At 51.3% G+C, this 754-nt stretch carries 1 protein-coding gene; it reads left to right on the top strand.

Annotated elements, in window-relative coordinates; translation table 11 throughout:
• On the top strand, positions 1 to 754 hold a 754-nt coding region (locus tag L1D55_RS27440; protein WP_239919515.1), incomplete at both ends, for a tandem-95 repeat protein.

Here is a 754-nt window from a genome sequence, read left to right as displayed (position 1 = left end):
ACCGAATGAGAACTTCAACGGTGATGTGAGCTTCAATGTTGTCATCCGTGATGAGGACGGAGAAACGGCGTCAACGACAGCGGGCCTAACCGTTGTAGAAGTGAACGATCCACCGGTCGCGGGTTCAACCAGTTACTCCATTAATGAAGATGAAGTGATTAACTTCACTGAAGCGCAGTTACTGGCTCAATCGAGTGATGTGGAAGGCGATGTCAGCCTAGACAGTGTGACGTACACGGGCACTGACGGTATTTTAACGGCAAATGACGACGGTACTTACAGYTTTGCACCGAATGAGAACTTCAACGGTGGTGTGAGCTTAACGGTTGTGGTTGCCGATGAAGATGGAGAGAAAGTCTCGACGACGGCCGAAGTGGATGTGAAGGCCGTTAATGATGCGCCAGTGAGCGGTGATTTGGCTTACACGGTCAATGAAGACGCATCGATTACCTTGAGCCAAGCGCAATTGTTGGCACAAGCGACCGATGCGGAAGGCGATGACCTAACGGCAGCGAACTTGTCTGTTGGCGGTAACGCGACGGTGACGGCAAACGATGACGGCAGCTTCACTATTACGCCGGATGCGAATTTCAATGGTGACATTGATATCTCCTTCGACCTAACGGACGGTACCGATACGGTGACCGCAACGGCAGACCTAACGGTTAATCCGATGAGCGACCCAACAGTGGTGAGCGATGTTAGCTACACCATTGATGAAGATGGCACATTAACGTTCACCGATGCGCAACTT

It is taken from the genome of Vibrio sp. Isolate22 (genome assembly GCF_022398115.1).
Classification (GTDB): Bacteria; Pseudomonadota; Gammaproteobacteria; order Enterobacterales; family Vibrionaceae; genus Vibrio.
The sequence above is the reverse complement of the archived record's forward strand: the minus strand, read 5'-3'. Positions and strand labels throughout refer to the sequence as shown.